At 64.7% G+C, this 15,123-nt stretch carries 15 protein-coding genes; 6 read left to right on the forward strand and 9 right to left on the reverse strand.

Annotation, left to right across the window (positions count from 1 at the left end; translation table 11 throughout):
- Positions 1 to 128: 128 nt before the first annotated feature.
- Complete coding sequence (locus BLR29_RS23700; protein ID WP_092140227.1) at positions 129 to 710, reverse strand: hypothetical protein; 582 nt, start codon at positions 708 to 710, stop codon at positions 129 to 131.
- A gap of 307 nt (positions 711 to 1,017) precedes the next feature.
- Between BLR29_RS23700 and BLR29_RS23705 the strand changes: the two genes are divergently transcribed.
- A complete protein-coding gene (locus tag BLR29_RS23705) occupies positions 1,018 to 2,232 on the forward strand; it encodes a Bcr/CflA family multidrug efflux MFS transporter (protein ID WP_092140229.1) in 1,215 nt (404 codons plus the stop codon).
- Between the two features lie 10 nt (positions 2,233 to 2,242).
- Here BLR29_RS23705 and BLR29_RS23710 read toward each other — a convergent pair whose 3' ends face one another.
- Together BLR29_RS23710 and BLR29_RS23715 are read right to left on the reverse strand one after the other, a co-directional pair.
- Entirely contained in the window at positions 2,243 to 3,109 is an 867-nt protein-coding gene (locus BLR29_RS23710) for a mechanosensitive ion channel family protein (RefSeq protein WP_092140232.1), read from the reverse strand.
- Positions 3,110 to 3,322: 213 nt separating this feature from the next.
- Positions 3,323 to 4,525 carry an ammonium transporter gene (locus BLR29_RS23715; RefSeq protein WP_092140234.1) on the reverse strand — a complete coding sequence of 401 codons (1,203 nt, stop codon included), beginning with the start codon at positions 4,523 to 4,525 and terminating at the stop codon, positions 3,323 to 3,325.
- A 624-nt stretch (positions 4,526 to 5,149) separates the two neighbouring features.
- On the opposite strand from BLR29_RS23715, the gene BLR29_RS23720 reads away from it, so the two are divergent.
- The 3 genes from BLR29_RS23720 (at position 5,150) to BLR29_RS23730 (ending at position 6,628) form a co-directional block, all read left to right on the forward strand.
- Positions 5,150 to 5,431, forward strand: coding sequence for an HU family DNA-binding protein (locus BLR29_RS23720; protein WP_008651272.1), 282 nt, complete (start codon positions 5,150 to 5,152; stop codon positions 5,429 to 5,431).
- A gap of 179 nt (positions 5,432 to 5,610) precedes the next feature.
- On the forward strand, positions 5,611 to 6,096 hold the full coding sequence (locus tag BLR29_RS23725; protein WP_092140236.1) for an acyl-CoA thioesterase: 486 nt from the start codon (positions 5,611 to 5,613) through the stop codon (positions 6,094 to 6,096).
- Between the two features lie 82 nt (positions 6,097 to 6,178).
- Positions 6,179 to 6,628, forward strand: coding sequence for a CreA family protein (locus BLR29_RS23730; RefSeq protein WP_092140238.1), 450 nt, complete (start codon positions 6,179 to 6,181; stop codon positions 6,626 to 6,628).
- A gap of 96 nt (positions 6,629 to 6,724) precedes the next feature.
- On the opposite strand, the gene BLR29_RS23735 is transcribed toward BLR29_RS23730, so the two are convergent.
- The 4 genes from BLR29_RS23735 to BLR29_RS23750 all read right to left on the reverse strand — a co-directional run bounded on the left by BLR29_RS23735 (position 6,725) and on the right by BLR29_RS23750 (position 11,234).
- Positions 6,725 to 8,479, reverse strand: a complete 1,755-nt coding sequence (locus BLR29_RS23735; RefSeq protein ID WP_092140239.1) for a class I adenylate-forming enzyme family protein — start codon at positions 8,477 to 8,479, stop codon at positions 6,725 to 6,727.
- A gap of 87 nt (positions 8,480 to 8,566) precedes the next feature.
- Positions 8,567 to 9,331 carry an SDR family oxidoreductase gene (locus BLR29_RS23740; RefSeq protein ID WP_092140240.1) on the reverse strand — a complete coding sequence of 255 codons (765 nt, stop codon included), beginning with the start codon at positions 9,329 to 9,331 and terminating at the stop codon, positions 8,567 to 8,569.
- A gap of 242 nt (positions 9,332 to 9,573) precedes the next feature.
- Positions 9,574 to 10,461, reverse strand: coding sequence for an arylamine N-acetyltransferase family protein (locus tag BLR29_RS23745; RefSeq protein WP_092140241.1), 888 nt, complete (start codon positions 10,459 to 10,461; stop codon positions 9,574 to 9,576).
- 50 nt (positions 10,462 to 10,511) lie between these two features.
- Positions 10,512 to 11,234, reverse strand: coding sequence for a Crp/Fnr family transcriptional regulator (locus tag BLR29_RS23750; RefSeq protein WP_092140242.1), 723 nt, complete (start codon positions 11,232 to 11,234; stop codon positions 10,512 to 10,514).
- Between the two features lie 175 nt (positions 11,235 to 11,409).
- Between BLR29_RS23750 and BLR29_RS23755 the strand changes: the two genes are divergently transcribed.
- Both BLR29_RS23755 and BLR29_RS23760 read left to right on the forward strand, forming a co-directional pair.
- Positions 11,410 to 11,907 carry an Mpo1 family 2-hydroxy fatty acid dioxygenase gene (locus BLR29_RS23755; protein WP_092140243.1) on the forward strand — a complete coding sequence of 166 codons (498 nt, stop codon included), beginning with the start codon at positions 11,410 to 11,412 and terminating at the stop codon, positions 11,905 to 11,907.
- 244 nt (positions 11,908 to 12,151) lie between these two features.
- On the forward strand, positions 12,152 to 12,613 hold the full coding sequence (locus tag BLR29_RS23760; RefSeq protein WP_092140245.1) for an HU family DNA-binding protein: 462 nt from the start codon (positions 12,152 to 12,154) through the stop codon (positions 12,611 to 12,613).
- Positions 12,614 to 12,811: 198 nt separating this feature from the next.
- Here BLR29_RS23760 and BLR29_RS23765 read toward each other — a convergent pair whose 3' ends face one another.
- The gene (locus BLR29_RS23765) at positions 12,812 to 13,726 is read right to left on the reverse strand and encodes a glutaminase (RefSeq protein ID WP_092140393.1); all 915 of its coding nucleotides are present in this window, start codon (positions 13,724 to 13,726) and stop codon (positions 12,812 to 12,814) included.
- A 122-nt stretch (positions 13,727 to 13,848) separates the two neighbouring features.
- Positions 13,849 to 14,763 (reverse strand): 5-dehydro-4-deoxyglucarate dehydratase, encoded by a 915-nt coding sequence (gene kdgD, locus BLR29_RS23770; RefSeq protein WP_092140246.1) that lies wholly within the window; start codon positions 14,761 to 14,763, stop codon positions 13,849 to 13,851.
- Positions 14,764 to 15,123: the final 360 nt, after the last annotated feature.

Consider the following 15,123-nt stretch of genomic DNA (forward strand, 5'->3'; position numbering starts at 1 on the left):
AGTCAGCCGCAAGCGAGCGGCAAGAAGAACGGCAGGCGATCAGCCTGCCGTTTTTTCATGGTGCGGCGGTAGTTGTTTGAAACCCGTGTACGACGGAAGCGGCCGGAAGACTCGCGAGTTGGCGAGGCTCAGCGCAGTGCGGAGACGCAGATAGGCGCGTTGATGTAGACGTCGCCGACGCGGCGCTCGCCGCGATCGTTGCGGGTCATGTAGCGGAACATCATGCTGATGCCGAGCTTGGTCAGGATTTCCACGTCGCGGTTGGCGCAGATGTTGCGCTGGAGCGGGGCGGCGTAGTTGACCTCGAAGCTGGCCAGGTCGAGCATCGGACCACGATAGTTGGTCAGTTCCAACTGGAAGAGCACGTGCTTGCCGGGGACCGACTGGCAGCGGCGCAGGCGCGTTTCGCCATCGATCTCGATCGGCAATGCGTCGTTGAGCTGACGGCAGGCGCGCGCCAGCACGCTGTCGGGCCGGTTGGTGTTGCGCAGGAGTTCGGGGACGCCGGCGGCGCCGGTGTTCTGGCCGGTGGCCGCGCCCTTGAGCATGCGGGACAGCGAGTCGGCTTCATCGATCACCACGGGTGCGGACGCCGGCACCGATACCGATGCGGGCGCCCTGACCGACGCGGCCCAGGCGGGCAACGGGGGCAGGGCTGCGAACGCAACCAGGCTCAGCAAAGCAATAAACGGCGTTTGTCGTATGGTCATGCAGGATAACGTTGCCGGGGACGGTTTCGGTGATCCGACTCCCGCGTTGCGTCTGACTGCGCGGTCGGCGCAACAACTATGCCGACAGGCACGCATTGTACCCTCCACCTTGGTGCACGTGAAAGCCGCGCCACACGTAATTCCCGCGTGACCACTTGGTTTGCGGCAGATTTTCCACGACGCGACAGGATGGTTGACGACCCCCGCGCTGCGTGCGCGCTTGCTGTGCAACAATTGCGCTTCGCCTGCACGCCGGTCCCGCGCCTTTGTGGAGCCCAGCCGTGCAGTCTTCTCCGGAACCTGCTTCATGACGTCGACCACAAGCGCGCCGCAAACGGCGCGCTTTCCACTCTGGCTTCTGATCTGCGCCTCGCTGACCGCGCTGGCCCCGTTGTCCATCGATATGTACCTGCCCAGCTTTCCGGCGCTGGCGGCAGACCTGCACGTCGACATCGGGCAGGTGCAGCTCACGCTCGGTACCTTCCTGGTGGGGCTGGCTATCGGGCAAGCGTTCTACGGGCCGATCAGCGACCGCTTCGGCCGCAAGCCACCGCTGTACATTGGCCTGACGCTCTATGGATTGGCCGCCGCCGGCTGCGCGCTGGCCGGCAGCGCGGAATCGCTGATGCTGTGGCGGTTCCTGCAGGCGCTGGGCGGGTGCACCGGGCTGGTGGTGTCGCGTGCGGTGATCCGCGACCGGCTGGAAGCCCATGAGTCCGCCAGGGCGTTCTCGTCGCTGATGCTGGTGATGGGCCTGGCGCCCATCCTGGCGCCGATCATCGGCGGCGCCATCCTGACCACGCTGGGTTGGCGCGCGATTTTCTGGGTGCACTGCGGCGCGGCGGTGCTCATCCTGTGGCTGGTGCACGCACGCATGGAGGAATCGCTCGATCCGCAACGCACGCGGACCTTGCATCCGGCGACGGTCCTGCGCAGTTACTGGGAATTGCTGCGGGATCGCGAGTTCCTCGGCTACTCGCTGGCCGCGGGCTGCGTGCAAGGCGGCATGTTCGCCTATATCGCGGGTTCGCCGTTCGTGCTGATCGAACTGCATGGCATCGATCCCTCCCACTACGGCTTTGTGTTTGGTGCCAACGCGTTCGGCCTGATCGCCATGTCGCAGGTCAACGTGCGGCTGGTCCGTGCGCGTCCGCTCGACGAGGTCTTGCGCGTGGCATTGTTCGCGCCATGCCTTGCGGGCCTGATGCTGGCAGTGGCGGCACTGACGGGCTGGGCCACGCTGCCTGTGCTGCTGGCTGGATTCTTTGTCTTCCTGGCCGGACTGGGCTGCATCACGCCAAACGCATCCGCGCTGGCGCTCGCGCACCAGAGCCATCGGGCTGGAACGGCGTCAGCCCTGATGGGCACGCTGCAGTTTGGCTTCGGCACGCTGGCCGGCGCCGCGGTGAGTCTGTGGCACGACGGTACCGCGCTGCCGCTGGCCGTGGTGATGGCGATTTGCGGGTGCGGCGCGGTACTGCTGCGTTCCTACGGGCACGCGGGTGCCCGCGAGGTGATCTGAATCGTCCGGTTCAGGCCGCCTGGTTGGCCGGGGCCGCCGGGCTGATCGGCATGGCCTGCGGGTTCTGCATGACGATCATTTGCGCCGGCATCGGCGCGGCAAAGCCGGCCTGGCCAAAGCTATCGCGGATGACGCGATTGCTGTCGAAGTACACCTGCCAGTAGTGGTCGTTGTGGCAGTGCGGGCGCACGGCCAGGACGGGACCGACCAGCGTGAATTCCAGGATCTCCACATCCACGGGCGGATCGGCCAGGACATTGGGGATCGCGGCGATCCGCTCCTTGAGCAACGCCACAGCCGCGGCGGCGTCCGTGGTCCCGGCGAGCTGGGTCTTCAATTCCACGCGTCGATATGGATTGGCCGTGAAATTCTGGATGGTGTCGGCAAAGATCTTGTTGTTGCCGACCACGGTCAGCACATTGTCCGGCGTGTCGAGCGTCGTGGCGAACAGGCCGATCTCCTTGACCGTGCCGGTCACCCCGCCCACCGTCACGAAGTCTCCCACCTTGAACGGCCGCAGCACGACCAGGAATGCCCCGGCCGCGAAATTCGACATCAGGCCGGACCAGGCCATGCCAATGGCCACGCCAGCCGCCGCGATCAATGCCGCGAACGTGGTGGTCTGGATGCCGAAATACCCGAGGATGCCGATCACCAGCACCACATTCAGCGTGACGGTGACGATCGATCCGACGTAGCGCAGCAGCGTGGGGTCGACCTTCTGCTTGGACAGTGAGTTCTGAACCAGCCTGACGACGAAGTGGATCAGCCAGCGGCCGACGACCCAGAACGCCAGCGCGGCAAGGATCTTGACGCCGAAGACGGTGGCATAGCCGACGACGAGGTCGCGGAAGCTCTGCAGCGAGTTGGAATCCATGGGGCACGCTCCTGTTTTGACGGGCAGGTAAAACCAGACAGCGGAGAAAGCGATGGTGCCAGGACAGCGGGAAACGCCTTGCCAAGCGTAGAGGCGAGCAAGGGCATTATTGGGCGCGCCGGAGAGAAAGTTCAAGTCAATAATTGTCAATACAAAGTAAAGCGGCCGGAACATGTCCGGCCGCCTTTGCTGACAAAAATGCGTGGATTGCGATTACCAGTTGGTCTCGCGCTCCGGCGTGGCGGAGATGCGGTGCAGGGTCAGGTCGGCACCATTGAATTCCGCCTCCGCATCCAGCCGGATGCCGACGAATTTCTTCAGCGTGCCATAGACGATCGTCCCGCCGACCACCGCGATCACGATCCCCATGACCGTGCCGATCAGCTGCGCAACCAGCGACACGCCACCGACGCCCCCCATCGCGTGGGCGCCGAAGATGCCGGCGGCGATGCCGCCCCAGGCGCCACACAGGCCGTGCAGCGGCCACACACCAAGTACGTCATCGATATGCCAGCGGTTCTGGGCCAGCGTAAACAAATGCACGAACAATACGCCGGCCACCGCGCCGGTAATCAGCGCCCCGAGGGGGTGCATCAGATCGGAGCCGGCGCAAACGGCCACCAGGCCGGCCAGCGGGCCGTTATAGGCAAAGCCGGGGTCATTGCGGCCCGCCCACCACGCGGCCAGCGTGCCGCCCGCCATCGCCATCAGGGAATTGATCGCCACCAGACCGCTGATCTTGTCCACGGTTTGGGCGCTCATGACATTGAAGCCGAACCAGCCCACCGCTAGCACCCAGGCGCCGAGCGCCAGGAAAGGGATGTTCGAGGGCGGGTGGGCGCTGATGCGGCCGTCCTTCTGGTAGCGGCCCCGGCGAGCGCCCAGCAACAGCACTGCGGGCAGGGCGATCCAGCCTCCCACGGCGTGAACGACCACGGATCCCGCGAAGTCGTGGAATGGGGCGCCGGCCACCGAGGCGATCCAGTCCTGGATGCCAAAGCGGTTGTTCCACGCGATGCCTTCGAAGAACGGGTAGACCAGCCCGACCAACACGAAAGTGGCAGCCAATTGAGGATTGAAGCGGGATCGCTCGGCGATGCCTCCCGAGATAATGGCGGGGATGGCAGCGGCAAATGTGGCGAGGAAGAAGAATTTCACCAATTCGTATCCGCTCTTTTGCGCCAATACATCCGCGCCGGACATGAACTGGACACCGTACGCGACGGTATAACCGACAAAAAAGTACGCAATGGTTGAAACGGCAAAATCGACAAGGATTTTGACGAGGGCATTGACCTGATTCTTTTTTCGGACGGTGCCGAGTTCCAGGAATGCAAAGCCTGCATGCATGGCAAGCACCATGATTGCGCCAAGCAGGATGAACATCGCATCCGTGCCAGTCTTCCAGTTATCCATTGCCACCCCAATGCTCAAAATGGGAGCACGGGTATGCAAAAAGCGTTCCAGAACGGGGCGGAAAATCGAGGTGGCCGGCGCAATCCCGGTGCGAAATGCACTCGTATGGGGTATCTCGCGCCAACTCCGCCTAATCGGACCCCAAGGCCGCGGTGGCGGATCGATGTTTTTGGTGCACGTGTCGCACTTTTCGAGGCGACCTGGCATCGTCAGCGATGGGGTATCTGGCAGCCGGCTGCCTTTCCATGCGCCAAAACGACGCACAATCTGACTGCTTCATGTGCCGAAACGGTGCGTTGCACCGAAATCGAGCAACGCCGGGCAGCGGGCCTGCCCGCGATGCCGGTCATGGCCGCCCGGATTTCCCGCCGAAAGTGCGTAGTACGACAGTTTTATGATGTGCGCCGTCCGATACGTAAACCGTCAGAAAAGTGACGGCGCCATCCGTGGAAAAGAGGGGTAAAACCCCCGCTAAGTCTTGCCAGGGAAGGATTTCCGGCAGTTTTCGTTGCGTCGGTGCCACTGGGGATTGCTCAACGCGCGAAGGGCAGATTAGACTGCGCCGATCGGACTTTTGCCACCTGGCAAAAGTCCGGTGACGACGACCAACAAGGGAAATCAGCCATGAATAAAGGTGAACTGGTATCAGCCATCGCCGCGGAAGCAGAACTCAGCAACGCCGCCGCCGAGCGCGCGCTGAACGCTGCGCTGGACAGCATCAAGAAGGCAGTGGCCAAGGGGGACTCGGTCACGCTGGTAGGCTTTGGTAGCTTCAGCTCGGGCAAGCGTGCTGCCCGTACCGGCCGCAATCCGCGCACCGGCGAAACGATCAAGATCCCGGCCGCCAAGACGGTGAAGTTCTCCGCCGGCCAGGGCTTCAAGGACGCCGTGAACAAGAAGAAGTAAGCGCATCGCGTCTGCGAAGTAGAGAAAGCGGCCTCCCGGGCCGCTTTTCTTTTGCCCGTCAAATTCAGGCCGTCCCATTTTGGGATTTGGACGCGCGACAGAACCGCCGTGAATCTTTCATCGCAACGCCTGCCGGGTTACACTGCCCGCGCCTTAGGCTCGATTCTGGATTTTCTGCGATGAACGATTTATCCCACCAGCTTTCCATGACCGTGCTGATGACGCCGGACATGGCCAATTTCTCCGGCAATGTGCACGGGGGCACCATTCTCAAATACCTGGATATGGTGGCCTATGCCTGCGCCAGCCGCTATGCCGGCCGTTATGTCGTCACGCTGTCCGTCGACCAGGTGGTGTTCCGCCAGCCGATTCATGTGGGCGAACTGGTGACATTCCTCGCAGCCGTCAACTACACGGGCCGCAGCTCGATGGAAATCGGCATCAAGGTGGTAACGGAAAACATCCGCAGCAAGGTCGTACGACATACCAACAGCTGCTATTTCACGATGGTGGCCGTGGATGACAATGGCGCCCCCGCCGAGGTACCGCCGCTGCAGCCGCGCGACGAAGTGGAGCGCCAGCGCTTCGAGGCGGCCAAGCAGCGCCGCGAGCTCCGCCAGGAAATGGAAAAGCGGCACGATGAGATCAAGGGTTCCACGCCCTGACGCCGCCATGCTCATGGATAGTTTCCGAATCGGCCGGGGGTTCAGGATGGCCCCCAGGATCACCGCCGGAATCGCTGCCGGGATGGCCACTGGTCTGATGGCGATGGCCGGTGCCGCACAGGCCGAGGAAATCGGCAGCGTCAGCACGAATTTCCGCATGACCGGGTCCGACAAGGTCGTGATCGAGGCCTATGACGACCCGCAGGTCGAAGGCATTACCTGCTACGTCTCGCGTGCGCGGACGGGTGGCATCAAGGGCACGCTCGGCATGGCGGAAGACCCGCCCGAGGCCTCCATCGCGTGCCGTCAGGTTGGCACCATCGCGTTCAAGGGGCCGATCAAGGCCCAGGACGACGTGTTCACCGAGCGGATGTCGATCCTGTTCAAGACGCTCCATGTGGTACGCGCGGTCGACCGCAAGCGCAACACGCTGGTCTACCTGACGTATTCGGATCGGATCGTCAGCGGCAGCCCGCAGAACGCCGTGACCGCCGTGCCGGTGCCGGCCGGGACGCCGATTCCGGTGAAGTAAGGGCCGGACGGAACGGACGACGGAAGGGGCCTTCGCCGGCCCCTTCGCCCCTCCTGTTCCACACTGGCTGACGCTTCGCGCCCCGACATATCGCACCTACGCTTCGAACAGCTTCCGCAGGTTCGACTTCAGGATCTTGCCGTTTGGATTCCGGGGCAGCATCTCCGCGCGGACGATGACGCGCACCGGCACCTTGAACGCCGCCAGCCGCTCGCGCACAAACGCCTGCAGTTCCGCCTCCGTCGCCTGCATGCCCGGTTTCAAGCTGACCACCGCCGCCGGTTCTTCGCCCAGCGTGCGATGCGGAATGCCCACCAGCGCGGCGTCCATGATGGCCGGATGCTCGTACAGCGCGCTTTCCACCTCGATGCAGTAAATGTTCTCGCCCCCGCGGATCAGCATGTCCTTCATGCGATCCACGATGTAGAGGAAGCCGTCCTCATCCAGCCGTGCGATATCGCCGGTATGGAGCCAGCCGTCGACGAAGGTTTTTGCCGTGGCCTCGGGCTTGTTCCAGTAGCTGTGGACCACGTTGGCGCCCCGCACCATCAGTTCTCCGGTCTCGCCCACGGGCAGGGCGCGGCCAAAACCGTCGTCGATCTTCATCTCGCCGATCGGCAGGGCCGGGCCGCTGCTGTCCGGCCGCTGGATGTATTCCTCGGCACTATGGCTGGTAAACGTGGCCGATGTCTCGGTCATGCCCCAGCCGATGCCAGGCGCCGCCGCCGGAAAAGCTTCCTTGATGCGTCGGACGAGTTCGGGCGAAGCCGGCGCGCCGCCGTAGTGCATGTTCTCCAGCGAGGTGAGATCGAAATCCCCGCGCTGCGGGTGCTCGATGATCTGCCACGCGATCGTCGGCACGCCGCCGGCCGACGTACACCGTTCCCGCTCGATCAGCGTCATGGCGCGCAAGGTATCCCAGCGATGCAGCAACACGACCTTGCTGCCGGTGGCCAGCGCGCCGTTGAGCACGGACATGCAGCCCGTGACATGAAAGAACGGAACAGCCAGCAGGGAGCCTTTCTGCGGGGCGTTTGGATCGGGTTCCGGAATCGGCTGGCCCCGGCGCAGCAGGTTGCGCAGCGGACTGAACTGGCCGGCCACCGCAACCGAGGTGGCGTTGCGATGGGATCCCACCGCGCCTTTCGGCTTGCCGGTGGTGCCGGAGGTGTAGAAGATCGTGGCGTCTTCATCCGGATCCAGGGACACGGCCGGCAGGGACTGCGACGGCAGCTGCGTCCAGGTGTCGCAGGTCCCGATCACGGATTCGAGCGAGGCGATGCGCGGGTCCGCGTTGCCGCGGCCTGCGCCCGCTGGCAGGCGTGACACGTAGACGCGTTCCAGCGCCGGGCAATCCGGCAGGTGTTCGATGATCCGGTCCAGCCGTTCGCTGTCGACGATGGCGACGCGGCTGCCGGAATCGGCCAGGCCGTATTCGAGCTCGGGCCCGGTCCACCAGGCGTTGAGCGGCGTCACGATGGCACCGGCCAGGACCGCGCCATAGAACGCTACCGGCCATTCCGGCAGGTTGCGCATGGCAACCGCCACGCGATCGCCCTTGCGCACGCCGTCACGGACCAGTTGCTGGGCCAGCGCACTGGCAGCCAGGGCGAATGCGCGGTAGCTCACGCGCTCGTCCTCGTAGACGACAAAAGTTCTCTCGCCCCACGCCGCGGCAATCAGGAAGAGATCGCGCAATGTGGGCGGCGCATTCTTCCAGACCGTGGTGGGGATGCCCCGGATCACGCGCGTTTCCGTTTCGAACGGCGCGCCCGGCGCGGTCAGCCGGGCGTGGGCCTCGGCAAGGGAAATGGCCGGCCAGGTGCCGGTGCGCTGCGGTTGTTGCGACATGACTGCCTCCGGGACTGCATTGCAGATGGACGTGCAGAAACACGATGGCGGCGCGTCGGCGCGACGTGCCGCCCCGCAGGCGAGTGCTCAGATCGTGACGCCGCCATCCACGACCATGGCCTGTCCGGTCATGAAGGAGCTGGCCGCGGAGGCCAGGTAGCACGCGGCGCCGGCAATCTCGACCGGTTCGCCGATGCGGCGCAACGGGGCGCCTTGCGTGGATTGCTTGTAGCGCTCCGGGTCTTCCCACAGCGCGCGGGCAAAGTCGGTCCGGATCAGGCCCGGGGCGATGCAGTTGACGCGCACGTTGTGCGGCCCGAACTCCACCGCCAGGTTGCGCGCGAGCTGGAAGTCGGCGGCTTTGGAGACGTTATAGACGCCGATCGTGGGCGAGCCGCGCAGGCCGCCGATCGACGACACGATGATGATGGACCCGTCGCGGCGCTCGATCATCTGTGGTGCCACCATCTGGATCAGCCAGTGGTTGGAGATGACATTGTTGTCGAGCACCTTGCGGAACTGCTCGTCGGACACGCCGCTCATCGGCCCATAGTACGGATTGGACGCCGCGTTGCAGACCAGTACGTCGATCCTGCCGAAGGCACGGTTTGTCTCGTCGACCAGGCGCTGCAGATCTTCCTTGGACGAGATGTTGGCGGGCACGCCGATGGCGGTGCCGGCACCGTGCCGGGCGTTGATGGCGTCGACGACTTCCTGGCAGGCCTCGGCCTTGCGCGACGAGATGACGACTTTGGCACCCTGTACGGCCATTTGCTCGGCAATGGCCCGGCCAATGCCGCGCGAGGAACCGGTGATGATGGCAACCTTGCCCGACAGATCGAACAATGACATGGCGTCTCCTGATGGAATGCGACGGTCGTGCCGCCGCTTGATTGTGTGAAGTGGCCGGGACATTATGGGGACGCCGCCAGCCCCAGTCCACCGCCAACCCACCTTGCCGGGCGCGGTATCAGCAAACTTTCTGCGGGCAATTCACGCGATGCATGACAGCGTGCCGCACCGTGGAATTTGCGGCACTCGGCGCGGCGCCGGCACGCGAGCGGATGCCACGCCCGCGCCGCCGAACGCGTCATTCAGAGGGGGTTTTCCCTCGCCAGAAGGGTTGGCAACGTGCTGGCCAACGCACCGCGCAGGTCCTCGTCCAGGCGAATATGGAAGCGTTCGGCGAGCGTGTCGATGACCGCGTCCGCCGTGCGGAGCACCTGTTTGCGGACGCTGCCGTCCGCGGCGCGCTCCGAAAAATCACCGTTGCCGAGTGCGAGACGCGCATCGCCATCGCTGCGGGCCACCATCAACGTGTGGGTGAATGGGCTGTCCGGATGCGTGGAGACGTACCAGTTGCGCGCCACGAAATCGATCCGGGGCTGCGGCGTGAGGTCGAACCGGTAGATCACGCGCCAGCCATCCTCGCCATCCGCGGGGTTGCGCACCGCCAGGTCGTAGGCATGAAACGCGGTGTTGGTGGCAGACGCCGGACTCGGCAGCAGGCGGTAGGGCGCGGCATCGTCGATCGGCAGGGAGAGCGGCAGCGCGCGATCCGGGGTCGGGCCACCGAAGCCGACATCGGCGATATAGCTTTCGTGCTCCACTTCCACGCGCAACAGCATGTGCGACAAGCCGGTGGGCGTGGCCTCCGGAACGTCCCAGCGCACCCGCGCCGCCAGCGGGATCACGGTGAAGCCGAGCGCCTTCAACCCGGCGCAGAACAGCGTATTGAGCTCGAAGCAGTAGCCCCCGCGGCCTTGCCGGACCAGCTTGTCGAAGATCGACGGCAGGTCGATGGCGACGGGTCGGCCCAGCAGCGAATTAAGGTTTTCGAATGGAAGATGCGCCAGTTGCGCTGCGATCAGCGCATCGAGGGACGGCAGCGTCGGCGCGGGCGGGGTATCGATACCGATACGGGCCAGCCACGCGTGCAGCAGTTCCGGGGCAAGGGGTGCGATTTCGTCAGCGGGAAGCATGATGGGTCGTTCGCAGGCTGTTTGTGGACTCTTCGCGGACCTTTCGTGGGCTACTCGTAGGCATCCAGCGCAGCCACGTCCAGCAGTTCGATGCCGGCGTAGTGCAGCCGCAGCAAGCCCCGCGATTCCAGTTCGCGCAGCGCGTGATTGACGGTCTGGCGGGACAGCCCAAGCATCTGGGCCAGCTGTTCCTGCGGAATTCGCAGCGCCAGCGGCGTGGAGGCGGGTTGCGCCGGCCGGTTGCCAAGCCCCTGCGCGAGCGCCGCCAGGCGGCGCGCCGTGCGGGCGGTGGGCGCCAGCAACTGGGCTTCCTCGACAAAGCGGAACGCCTGCCGCGTCTTGCTGGCCAGCAGGCGACCGAAAGCGGGCCACCATTCGGGATGAATCGCCAGCCGCGCATCCAGCGCCGCACGCGGCACGTTCAGCAGGGTCACGGCATTGATCGCGCGCGCGTCGTGCGTACGCGGCAGGTTGTCGAACAGGCAGATCTCGCCAAACCAGGTGCCGGGCTCCAGCAGACCGAGCAGCGCTTCCTTGCCCGTTGCCGCCGTGGCGTGGATCTGCATCGTGCCAGACAGGATGCAGTAGAGGCCATCGAACGGATCGCCGCGCGCGAACAGCGTGGCGCCGGGCGCCACGCGGCGTGGCCGGGCGTCCTCGAGCAGTGCCTGCTGCAGGGCCTCCGGCAGCGCGGCGAACCATGCGCCAGCGCGCACGGCGGCGAGTCCGTCGGCATCGAGGGATGGGGGCGGGGCAGGCGGGGCCAGACCCATCGGGGCGTCTCCTGTCGTTGTTGTTCGGCGTTGCCGCCGCCGCGCGCGAACTGTCAAAAACCGGACAGACTCGTGTGCGTCGTGCCCACTACTATAAATCCACATCGCCACCGGCACCGATGCTCCATGCACGTCAGGGACATCGCCAGCCGGGGCTTCCACCGGAGACGCCCCCGTGAAAACCCTGATCGAACATCTGGCCAGCTACGCGGCCTATCACCGCGATCCTCGCAACGTCCTCACGCATTTCATCGGCATTCCGATGATCGTGCTGGCGGTCACCACACTGCTCGGCCGCCCCGCGATGCCACTCGGCGACGGCGATCTGTTTCTGACGCCGGCAATGGTCGTGTACGCGCTGTCGTGTCTCTTCTACCTGCGCCTGTCGTTCGGCTTCGGCGTGGCGATGGCCGTCATCCTGGCCATTTTTCTCTGGGCCGGCGCGTGGATCGCCGCGCTGCCGACGGCCGCATGGCTGGTCACGGGCATCGGCCTGTTCGTCGTCGGCTGGATCATCCAGTTCGTCGGCCACTATTTCGAAGGACGCAAACCGGCCTTCGTCGACGACCTCGTCGGGCTGCTGGTGGGCCCGCTTTTTCTCGTCGCCGAGACGGCTTTCGCGATGGGCCTGGCGCGCGAAACGCACGACGCGATGATCGCGCATGCGCACTGAACGGTGCGATTCGCACGCGTCCGACATCGCGAAAGTGGGGGGACGTAGGCCTCCAACGCGCATCCGCTGACGCAAACCAGCGACAAAACCCGGGGTTTTCACTTGGTTTGACCTGTCGCATGTACGAAAAGCCCTTGACTTGCGGTGGTTTCCGCTATGATTCAGTGCGTACCGGCACCCATGATCTGCGACGCGTATAGCGTTGCAATTCGCCGGGACACTTCTTCAACTCTCGTATATCGATATGGCGACCAAAGCGAAACCGACCGCGAAGACTGCAACCAAGCCCGCTGCCAAGAAGGCCGCGGCAACCAAAGCACCCGTGAAGGCTGCTGCCAAGAAGGCCGCTCCGGCCAAGAAGGCTGCTCCCTCCGCCGCCGCGGCAACCCCGCGTCCGCTGAAGGACACCTTCAACAAGTCGAGCCTGGTCGCTCACCTGGTAGCTCAAACCCAGCTGGAAGCCAAGGCCGTGAAGTCGGTGCTGGCCCATCTGGAAAGCACGATCGTTGGCGCGCTGAACAAGAAGGGCGCTGGCGAATTCACGCTGCCGGGCCTGCTGAAGGTGACCGCACAGCAAGTGCCGGCCAAGAAGAAGCGCTTCGGCAAGGACCCGTTCACTGGCGAAGAGCGTTGGTTCCCGGCCAAGCCGGCCAGCGTCAAGGTCAAGGTGCGCCCGCTGAAGAAGCTGAAGGACGCCGCGGCCTGATCGCCACGACCTTTGGTAGTCGCTGCTCCGGTTTCGATTCGTCGGCGCCGGACAGCTTAAAACCCCACGTTCTCACGAGCGTGGGGTTTTTTGTTGGGCGATGCCCCCGAATCACCAAGCCTTGAAGGTGCGCGATTTCCGCGCGCGATGCCCGCTCGGGAATCGCTCACCCGGAACAGCGGGCTCAATATGGCGGGCTCAGAACAACGAGTGCCCGCTCAGCGTAGTCAGCCACTCAAGCGCCTGGACGCCGGCGAGGGAATTGCCGTGCGCGTCGAGTCCCGGCGACCACACGCAGACCGCCCATTCGCCCGGCAGCACCGCTACGATGCCCCCGCCCACGCCGCTCTTGGCGGGCAGGCCGACGCGGTAGACGAAGTCCCCCGCCGCGTCGTAGGTGCCGCAGGTCAGCATCAGCGCGGACAGCCGCTTGGTCGGGCTTTCGTCCAGGATCCGTTCCCGGCTGTAGGGCACCACGCCGCCATTGGCCAGGAACAGCGCCGCGCGCGCCAGGTCCTCGCAGCTCATGGTGATCGCGCACTGGCGGCAATACGCGTCGATGACCGTTTCCACCGACATCTCGATCCGGCCAAAGCTCTTCATGAAGTGCGCCATGGCGCGGTTGCGGTCGGCGTGGTCGAGTTCGGACTGCGCCACGCAAGGGTCGTAGTCGATTGCCGGGTTGTTGCTGAGGCGACGCAGGAACTGCACCAGCGCCGTCTCGGCCTGGACAAAACGGCCGCAGAGCACGTCAGTCACCACCAGCGCCCCGGCGTTGATGAACGGATTGCGTGGGATCCCTTGCTCGTATTCGAGCTGGACCAGCGAATTGAAGGCGTTGCCGGACGGCTCGCGCCCCACGCGCTGCCACAGGTCTTCACCGAGCAGCTGGAATGCCAGCGTGCAGGAAAACAGCTTGGAGATGCTCTGGATCGAGAACGGCACGGTGGCATCGCCCACGCCGTAGCAATCGCCTTGGGGCGTGACCAGCGCCATGCCGAAATGATCCGGCGAGACGTTGCAGAGTTCGGGGATGTAATCCGCCACACGGCCCTTGCCGATCAGTGGCTGGATGTCGTGGTGGATGCGGGCGAGGATCGCGGGATAGTCCATGCGGGCAAGCATAGCAGCGAGCGTGCCAGCTCGGGCCCATGAAAAAAGGGAGCCGGCATGGCGGCTCCCTCTTCGTCAGCGACGAACCCGGGGCAGGGCCCGGGTTTCGCGGCCTTACTGCGTTACTGCGGTCCCAGCTTCTTGATCAGCGCGTCCAGCTTGGCCATTTCCTCTTCGGTCAGGTCGGTCAGCGGGGCGCGTACCGGGCCTGCGTCGTGGCCGACCAGCTTGGCGCCGGCCTTGACGATGCTGACCGCGTAGCCGTGCTTGCGGTTGCGGATGTCGAGGTACGGCAGGAAGAAGTCGTCGATCAGGCGGCCCACGGTGGCGTGGTCATCGGCGGCGATGGCGCGATAGAAGTCCATCGCGGTCTTCGGGATGAAGTTGAACACAGCCGACGAGTACACCGGCACGCCCAGCGCCTTGTAGGCGGCGGCATAGACCTCGGCGGTGGGCAGGCCGCCCAGGTAGGCCAGGCGGTCACCGAGCTTGCGGCGCACGCGCACCATCGCCTCGATCTCACCCACGCCGTCCTTGAAGCCGATCAGGTTCGGGCAGCGATCCACCACACGTTCCAGCAGGTCGGCGCCGATGCGCGAGTTGGCACGGTTGTAGACGATCACGCCGCACTTGGTGGCCTTGCAGACCTCTTCGATATGGTTGGCGATGCCTTCTTCGCTGGCTTCGGTCAGGTAGTGCGGCATCAGCAGGATGCCGTGGGCGCCCAGGCGCTCGGCTTCCTTCGCGTATTCGATGGCCACGCGGGTCGGGCCGCCGGCGCCGGCCAGGATGGGCACCTTGCCGCGGCAGGTTTCCACCGCGGTGCGGATCACGTTGGAGTAGTCCTGCTGCGTCAGCGAGAAGAACTCGCCCGTGCCGCCGGCGGCGAACAGGGCCGAAGCGCCGTACGGTGCCAGCCATTCCAGACGCTCGATATACGTGTCCGCGCGGAAGTTGCCTTGCGCGTCGAAGTCGGTGACGGGGAACGAAAGCAGGCCGTCCGAGATAATCTGCTTGAGTTCTTGCGGTGTAGTCATGTCGCTCTTCCTGATCGCCACATGGCGAATGTGTATGAAGGGGTGGGGCAAGCCGGTGTATTTATCTCGCCCCATCCAGTGTTGATGGATTCGAGATAAGTCATCGTACAACTAACAACTTGACGATGCAAGAGGTCAGGGCGCAGTTGAGGGAAAACCCGGGGCATTTCGGGGCCCTTGAGGCGAGCTATCCCGGCCGGGACGCGTCGCGCGCCATCCGCCAAACCACCCGCAAAGCCGCAAGCTGATTGAAAGGCTGAGCCAATACGGTATGCACCACGGGACGGCAGCCCGCACCGAATCAGGGTAAACGCGCACTGTGTCTGCAGGAACCACGTCCTTATAATCCAAGTCGTACGA

It is taken from the genome of Cupriavidus sp. YR651 (assembly GCF_900101625.1).
Classification (GTDB): Bacteria; Pseudomonadota; Gammaproteobacteria; order Burkholderiales; family Burkholderiaceae; genus Cupriavidus.

Bases quoted from the DNA above. Each gene is read 5' to 3' on its own strand.
- BLR29_RS23705 (WP_092140229.1), top strand. From the start codon at position 1,018: ATGACGTCGACCACAAGCGCGCCGCAAACGGCGCGCTTTCCACTCTGG.
- BLR29_RS23745 (WP_092140241.1), bottom strand. From the start codon at position 10,461: ATGCTTCCCGCTGACGAAATCGCACCCCTTGCCCCGGAACTGCTGCAC.
- BLR29_RS23740 (WP_092140240.1), bottom strand. From the start codon at position 9,331: ATGTCATTGTTCGATCTGTCGGGCAAGGTTGCCATCATCACCGGTTCC.
- kdgD (WP_092140246.1), bottom strand. From the start codon at position 14,763: ATGACTACACCGCAAGAACTCAAGCAGATTATCTCGGACGGCCTGCTT.
- BLR29_RS23730 (WP_092140238.1), top strand. From the start codon at position 6,179: ATGGCCACTGGTCTGATGGCGATGGCCGGTGCCGCACAGGCCGAGGAA.
- BLR29_RS23710 (WP_092140232.1), bottom strand. From the start codon at position 3,109: ATGGATTCCAACTCGCTGCAGAGCTTCCGCGACCTCGTCGTCGGCTAT.
- BLR29_RS23750 (WP_092140242.1), bottom strand. From the start codon at position 11,234: ATGGGTCTGGCCCCGCCTGCCCCGCCCCCATCCCTCGATGCCGACGGA.
- BLR29_RS23725 (WP_092140236.1), top strand. From the start codon at position 5,611: ATGAACGATTTATCCCACCAGCTTTCCATGACCGTGCTGATGACGCCG.
- BLR29_RS23735 (WP_092140239.1), bottom strand. From the start codon at position 8,479: ATGTCGCAACAACCGCAGCGCACCGGCACCTGGCCGGCCATTTCCCTT.
- BLR29_RS23715 (WP_092140234.1), bottom strand. From the start codon at position 4,525: ATGGATAACTGGAAGACTGGCACGGATGCGATGTTCATCCTGCTTGGC.
- BLR29_RS23760 (WP_092140245.1), top strand. From the start codon at position 12,152: ATGGCGACCAAAGCGAAACCGACCGCGAAGACTGCAACCAAGCCCGCT.
- BLR29_RS23765 (WP_092140393.1), bottom strand. From the start codon at position 13,726: ATGGACTATCCCGCGATCCTCGCCCGCATCCACCACGACATCCAGCCA.
- BLR29_RS23720 (WP_008651272.1), top strand. From the start codon at position 5,150: ATGAATAAAGGTGAACTGGTATCAGCCATCGCCGCGGAAGCAGAACTC.
- BLR29_RS23700 (WP_092140227.1), bottom strand. From the start codon at position 710: ATGACCATACGACAAACGCCGTTTATTGCTTTGCTGAGCCTGGTTGCG.